Source organism: Micrococcus lylae (assembly GCF_900163825.1).
Taxonomy (GTDB): Bacteria; Actinomycetota; Actinomycetes; order Actinomycetales; family Micrococcaceae; genus Micrococcus; species Micrococcus lylae.
Map to the genome: position 1 here is coordinate 1 of NZ_FUKP01000074.1, position 6,297 is coordinate 6,297.

Here is a 6,297-nt window from a genome sequence, read left to right on the forward strand (position 1 = left end):
TCATGATTCTTACCGTTCCTCTCGGTACGGCTTACACAGACCATCTGACACGCCCTGGTTTTCTACGCCGCAACTAGCGCTGACCGATGCTGGTTGATCCACTCAGCATGAACCTCGACCGGCGGTCGATAGCCGATTCCCGAATGCAGCCGACGCTGGTTGTACCAGGCAACCCACCGAGAGGTCTCCGCCATGACCTCTATGAGGCCGGACCACCGCTGTCGGTCGATCAGCTCGGCCTTGTACACCGAGTTCAACGCCTCAGCCATCGCGTTATCGAATGAATCCCCGCGCGATCCCACGGACGCGATGATGTTGGACTCCGCCAGCGTCTCGCCGTAGCGAATGGACTTGAACTGGACCCCGCGATCGCTGTGATGAACCAGCCCGGACACGTCCTCACCGGCCCGGAACTTCGCCGCCAACGCCATCGTCAACGCATCCCGCGCTAACGACTCGCGCATATGATTCGTCACCTGCCAGCCGACGATCTCCCGATGGAACACGTCCACAATGAACGTCTTGTACACCCAGCCTGACTCCGTTGGCACATAGGTAATGTCCGCTACCCATAACTGGTTCGGGCCCTCAGAACTGAACTCGCGCTCGACGAGGTCCTCCGGGCATTCCTCGGCCCTGGCTGAGGCCGTCTTCGGACGCTTCTTACGGCGTCGGACACCCTCGATGCTCAACTGCTTCATCAACCGCTCGATCGTGCACCGGGCGACCTGCCCGAACCGATCCGTGTACTCGCGGTTGATCTCATTCCACATCTTCCGCACCCCGTAGCAGGAGTAGTTTGCTTCGTACACGTCGCTGATGACTCGCATCAGCTCTGCGTCTCGACGGCTCCGGGCTGAGGGCCTGCGCTTCTTGAACGCGTAATACGAGCTCACAGCAATCCGTGCTGCCGTCCCCTGCAGGGCGCGCACGATTGGCTCGACTCCGAACTCGTCACGATGCTCGTCGATGAAATCGACGATCACTTGGATGGGCGGTCGAGCTCCGCCGCGAAGAAAGCCGAAGCCCTCCTGAGGATCTCGTTGGCCCGTTTGGCTTCTGCCAACTCGGCACGTAGCCGACGGTTCTCGACCTCAAGACCTACGGACTCAGCTGGGGTCTGGTGGCCGGAGATCTTGTGCTTGCGCACCCAGACCCGCAGCGTCTCTTTGCTCAGGCCGAGCTCGTTCGCTACCCGCGTGATCGCTCCATGGGCCGAGTCCTGATCGGCTTGTGCGTGGAGGACAAGATCGATGGCTCGGGCCTTGAGCTCGTCCGAGTACTTCACTGGCATGAGAGAGTCTCCTTCTTCCAATCTCCCTGCCTCTATTATTCCCGGGGCGATTCAGCCTTCATGTCCCACGCTAACGCCGCCCTGACCCCTCGCGCCCGCCTACGCCTGGCCAAGCTCATCGTCGAGGAGCACTGGCCGGTCGCCACCGCGGCCAAGACGTTCATGGTCTCCCCACCCACCGAACGCAAATGGGCCACACGCTTGCGGGCCGCGGGACCTGCAGGGATGGCAGACCGGTCCAGCCGGCCGTCCACGATGCCGACCAGAACACCGCCGGCGGTGGTGAAACAGATCGTGGCCGCCCGATGGCGCCGACGCCTGGGGCCGGCACAGATCGCCGGAGAACTCAGGATGCCGGCCTCCACCGTCCATGCCGTGCTCGTGCGCTGCAGGATCAACCGCCTCGCCCGTCTGGACCGGGTCACCGGCGAGCCGATCCGCCGCTACGAGCACCCCCACCCCGGCTCGCTGATCCACGTCGACGTCACCAAGTTCGGCCGCATCCCCGACGGGGGCGGACACCGATTCGTCGGGCGTCAGCAGGGCATGAAGCACCGCGCGGCGACCTCGGACCGCGAAGGAACCCGTGATGCCCGATAACAGCCCCGGCTCGGGGTGGGCTTTCTGCACACCGTGATCGATGATCACTCCCGCTTCGCCTATGTGGAGATGCACTCCGATGAACGCAGCCAGACGGCCATCGCGGTGCTGCGCCGCGCGGGCGCCTGCTTCGCGCGCCTGGGCGTGCAGGTGGAGCGGGTGCTCTCGGACAACGGCTCGGCCTACCGCTGGCATGCCTAGCGTGATGCCTGCACCGAGCTCGGGATCAAGCCCAAGCGGACTCGGCCCTACCGGCCGCAGACGAACGGGAAGATCGAGCGGTTCCATCGCACGCTCGCTGACGGATGGGCCTACGCCCGGTTCTACAGCTCAGAGACGCAGCGCAGGGCCGCGTTGGCTGGATGGCTGCACTTCTACGATCATCATTGCGTCCACTCCGCGATCGGCGCAGCGCCTGCCACCAGGCTCAACAACCTCCCTGGACATCACACCTAACCGACGTTCAGTGCAACCAGCTGCTCCGGTGTGCCAGTCACGAACAGGCGCAGATGCACTTGTTCGTCCACGACTCTCCAGTCGACGAAGGAGCAGCAGGCGCTCTCGACCGCGGCGACCTCGGCGACCTCGTGGACGAGGACGACGCCGGCCAGCCCCAGCACGCCGAACAGGGCGAGCGGGAACAGGACGACGATGATCGCCAGCGCGAGGGCGATGTTGGCCGTCATGATTCTCCGCCCGCGCCGCGCATGCGTGAGGGCGGCGGGGATGAGGCGCAGGTCGTGGCCGGTGAAGGCGATGTCGGCCGACTCGACCGCGGCGGCCGAGCCGGTCGCACCCATCGCGATGCCGACGGTGGCCGTGGCCAGCGCCGGTGCGTCGTTGAGGCCGTCGCCGACCATCGCCGTTGGGCGCGCGGTGGCCAGCTCCGTGATCGCGGAGGCCTTGTCGGCGGGCAGCTGCTCGGCGCGGACCTCGTCGATGCCCGCCTCGGCGGCCTCGCCGTCGGCCTCGACGACCACGACGGTCATGCCGGCCTCGGCCTGCTCCCGCCGGTCGCGGCCGCGTTCGTCCACGTCGGCAGCGAGACCGCGTTCATCCTCAATTCCGCCAGGCTCATCCCGGGCCGCAGGCGAGACTGATCCCGTCATTCGCTGGGCCGTGACGTGGTCGAGCCCCGAGTTCGGCGGCGATCCGACCCGGCTCCGTTCCTCAGCCGGCCAGCTGCTCGGACTCCGGCGAACCGTGCAGCGAGCACAGCTTCACGTCGTCGCCGGTGAGGGCGAGGAACTTCTCCGCGGCGGCGAAGAGCTCGACGAGCGCCTCGGGGTGCTGCAGCGAGTAGACCGAGGCGCGGCCCTCGGGGCGGGAGACGACCAGGCCGGTCTCCTTGAGGCTGGCCAGGTGCTTAGAGACGGTGCTCTGGGACAGGCCCAGGTGCTCGGTGAGGTCGACCACCCGGTGCGCGCCGAGGCGGAGGTGCCGGAGGATCACCAGGCGCGAGGGATCGCTGAAGCTGTGGAAGAGGCAGGCCGCGGCCGTCATCTCAGAAACCTCGTCCGCCCAGGTCGCCGGTTCCGCAATCGCACTCTTCATCGCCATATGACGATGATACTCCTTCTCGGTCATGGATACGCTCCGCGACGCCGTGCGCTCAGTCGTGCTTGACCGAGGCGGGCTCGTGCTCGGCGATGTGCTCGGTCTCGACCTGGAACGTGGAGTGGTGGATCGAGACCTCGAAGTGTTCGGCGACGCAGTCTTTGGCGGCGTGCAGGGTCTCGGCGGCGTGGCCGTCGGTGAAGCACTCGTCGTCGACGACGATATGGGCGGTCAGCGTCGGCAGGCCGGTCGCGACGGTGGAGGCATGCAGGTCGTGGACGTCCTTGACGTGGTCGAGGGCGAGGATGTGCTCGCGGACCTCGTCGAGGTCCAGGCCCTTGGGGGTGAACTCCATGAGCACGCCGACCGTCTCGCGCATGAGCTTGAACGCCCGAGGCATGATGAGGGCTGCGATGAACAGGCCGGCGACGGCGTCGGCCTGCTGGAGGCCGGTCGTCGCGATGACGATCGCGGCGACGATCACCCCGAGGGAGCCCAGGGCGTCGTTGAGGACCTCGAGGAAGGCGGCGCGCATGTTGAAGTTCGCCCCGCGGCTCGAGGAGAGGATCGCGATCGCCACGATGTTCGCGGCCAGGCCGACGATGCCGAAGACCAGCAGCTCGGTCGCCGGCACCTCCGGGGGGTCGAACAGGCGGCGGACGCCGTCGACGGCGGCGTAGGTGCCGACGACCAGCAGCAGGGCCGACTGGCCGAGGGCCGCGATCACCTCGATCCGGCGGAATCCCCAGGTGCGCTTCGAGGTCGTCGGCCTGAGCGTGAGGGTCGCGGCCACCAGCGCGACGAGCAGGCCGGAGGCGTCGGCGATCGCGTGCGCGGTGTCGGTCAGCAGCGCGAGGCTGCCGGTGACGACCGAGCCGACGGCCTGCGCGACGACGATCGTCGCGGTGATCGCGAAGGCGATCCAGAGCTTCTTGCGGAAGTCCCCGGGATGTCCCGCCTCGCCGGCCGAGTGGCCGTGGTCGTGTCCTGCGCCCATGTCTGCTCGTTCTCCATCTCCTCCGCGGATCGGCGGCCGCGGCTCTCCCATTGATTCATTGACGTACGACGATGCTAACGCGTTTGGGCGATGATGACGACTCTTGGCGATGCGGTGCACGACACGCACCGAAGACCTGTGGCGAAGAAGCCGCGCCCCGGCCCGAGGACGGGAGTCGTCCTGGGACCGGGGCGCGGCTGTCGGAGGTGCCTACGGGATTCGAACCCGTGTGGGCGGCTTTGCAGGCCGCTGCCTATCCTCTCGGTCACGGCACCGCAGGTCTCAGCCCTCGTCGCCCGGGGTGAGCCCGGCGACGAGGTTGAACGCTCCGGTGAGGATGTTGCGCAACGACTTCGACAGCTACCACCCGAGGACCCGGCGGGAGAACACGTCGATGATGAACGCGGCATACACCCACCCGGCAAAGGTGCGGCAGTAGGTGATGTCAGCGACCCACAGCTGATTCGGGGCAGCCGCGGTGAAGTCGCGCTGCCCCAAATCCTCGTAGGAATCCGGTCCCCGGCCCGGGACTGTCGTGCGAGGACCCTTCGCGCGGCTGATAACGCGCAGCCCTGCGGCACGCACGAGCCGATCGACCGTGCATCGGGCAACTTGGATGCCCTCGCGGCCCAGTTGCGCGTGGACCTTCCGGGCCCGTAGACCCCGTAGTTGGCCTCGTGCACCCGGCGGATCTCAGCGAGCAGCTGCTCATCGCGCAGACGGCGGGCCGAGACAGGACGTGTCTTCGCGGCGTAGTACGTGCTCGGTGCGATCTGCGTGCCGGCTGCGGAGAGTGTGGTGCAGATCGGCTCGACACCGAATTCTTCCTTCTGGTCGTCGACGTAGTCCACGATCAGCGCTGTGGGCGTCCCGAGCATCCGCCGCGAAGAAAGCCGATGCCGAGCGCAGGATCGCGTTGGCCCGCCGCACCTCACGGTTCTCCTTCTCCAGTTCGGCCACACGAGAGGCCTCGCTGGTCGTGATCCCGGGGGTGCCTCTATGGTTTTCGTCAAGCAGCGAGAGCCACTGATGGTGTGGCTGTAGGTGTGCCCGGGTCCTGGTACAGGGTGCCATCGCGGAGCATCGCGTAGAGCACGTCCGTGCGCCGTCGGGCCAGCGCGATCAGCGCTTGGTTGTGGCGTTTGCCCTGGGCTCGTTTCCGTTCGTAGTACGCCCTGGAGGCAGGGTGTGACAGTGAAGCGAACGCTGAGAGGAACAGTGCGCGTTTGAGTCGCTTGTTCCCGCCCCGTGGTGTGCGCTCGCCACGGATCGAGGTCCCGGAGCGGCGTGTGACCGGGGCGATCCCGGCGTAGGAGGCCAGGTGCCCGGCATCGGCGAAGTCCTTGCCCACGACTTCGGTGAGGATCCGTGCTGCGGTCCTGATCCCTACTCCGGGCATCGAGATCAGGACCGGGTGAAGAGGGTGGGCCTCCACCACGGCCTCCACCTGTGAGGCCAGTCCGGCCCGCTGCCGGGTCAGTCCTGCCAGCTGCTCGGCCAGGATCGGGATCACGGTGGCCGCGGCCTGCGTGCCGGCCACCACCACGGACTGCTCGTCCAGGGCGTGGAAGATCTGTTCTGTCAGAGAGGCAGCCAGACGTGGGGCGTGCTTACGCAGCCGGGCACGCACGTGCCCCGGCCCGGCGGTCTTCAGCTGTGCAGGGGTGGGGTACCGGCTCAGCAGGTCTGCCACGGCGGGGTGGGTGATCTTGGGCCCGAGCACGCGTTCGAGTGAGGGGTGGATCTGTGTGAGCAGCCCGCGCAACCGGTTCGAGGTCGCGGTGAGTTGCGCGACGAGGTCGTCGTCGAAACCGGCGAGCATGGCCAGCTCGGCGATCTGTTCCTCATC

Annotated in this window: 5 protein-coding genes, 1 tRNA gene, 4 pseudogenes and 1 other annotated feature; of the genes and pseudogenes, 1 reads left to right on the top strand and 9 read right to left on the bottom strand. The window is 67.0% G+C overall.

Annotation, left to right across the window (positions count from 1 at the left end; translation table 11 throughout):
- Positions 1-62: 62 nt before the first annotated feature.
- A complete protein-coding gene (locus FM125_RS11595) occupies positions 63-986 on the bottom strand; it encodes an IS3 family transposase (protein WP_067190899.1) in 924 nt (307 codons plus the stop codon).
- Positions 894-1,022, bottom strand: a sequence feature (AL1L pseudoknot). It overlaps the preceding gene by 93 nt.
- Complete coding sequence (locus tag FM125_RS12500) at positions 983-1,294, bottom strand: transposase (RefSeq protein WP_067190897.1); 312 nt, start codon at positions 1,292-1,294, stop codon at positions 983-985. It overlaps the preceding feature by 40 nt. Before FM125_RS12500 ends, FM125_RS11595 begins: the two co-directional genes overlap by 4 nt.
- Before the next feature lie 60 nt (positions 1,295-1,354).
- On the opposite strand from FM125_RS12500, the pseudogene FM125_RS11600 reads away from it, so the two are divergent.
- Positions 1,355-2,350: pseudogene (locus FM125_RS11600) on the top strand (IS481 family transposase).
- On the opposite strand, the pseudogene FM125_RS11605 reads toward FM125_RS11600, so the two are convergent.
- From FM125_RS11605 to FM125_RS11625, 7 genes and pseudogenes are all read right to left on the bottom strand, one after another.
- Positions 2,347-2,850 (bottom strand): annotated as a pseudogene (locus tag FM125_RS11605) (HAD-IC family P-type ATPase); the annotation flags it as partial. The pseudogenes FM125_RS11600 and FM125_RS11605 sit on opposite strands and share 4 nt — an antisense overlap.
- Before the next feature lie 214 nt (positions 2,851-3,064).
- Positions 3,065-3,448, bottom strand: coding sequence for an ArsR/SmtB family transcription factor (locus FM125_RS11610; RefSeq protein ID WP_087134770.1), 384 nt, complete (start codon positions 3,446-3,448; stop codon positions 3,065-3,067).
- A gap of 58 nt (positions 3,449-3,506) precedes the next feature.
- Positions 3,507-4,448, bottom strand: coding sequence for a cation diffusion facilitator family transporter (locus FM125_RS11615; RefSeq protein ID WP_067190892.1), 942 nt, complete (start codon positions 4,446-4,448; stop codon positions 3,507-3,509).
- Between the two features lie 204 nt (positions 4,449-4,652).
- A tRNA-Cys gene (locus tag FM125_RS11620) sits at positions 4,653-4,723 on the bottom strand.
- A gap of 88 nt (positions 4,724-4,811) precedes the next feature.
- A pseudogene (locus FM125_RS12505) lies at positions 4,812-4,949 on the bottom strand (DDE-type integrase/transposase/recombinase); the annotation flags it as partial.
- A gap of 57 nt (positions 4,950-5,006) precedes the next feature.
- A pseudogene (locus FM125_RS12510) lies at positions 5,007-5,090 on the bottom strand (hypothetical protein); the annotation flags it as partial.
- Positions 5,091-5,457: 367 nt separating this feature from the next.
- Positions 5,458-6,297, bottom strand: an 840-nt coding sequence (locus tag FM125_RS11625) for an IS110 family RNA-guided transposase (protein WP_087134768.1), incomplete at its 5' end; no start/stop codon positions are given.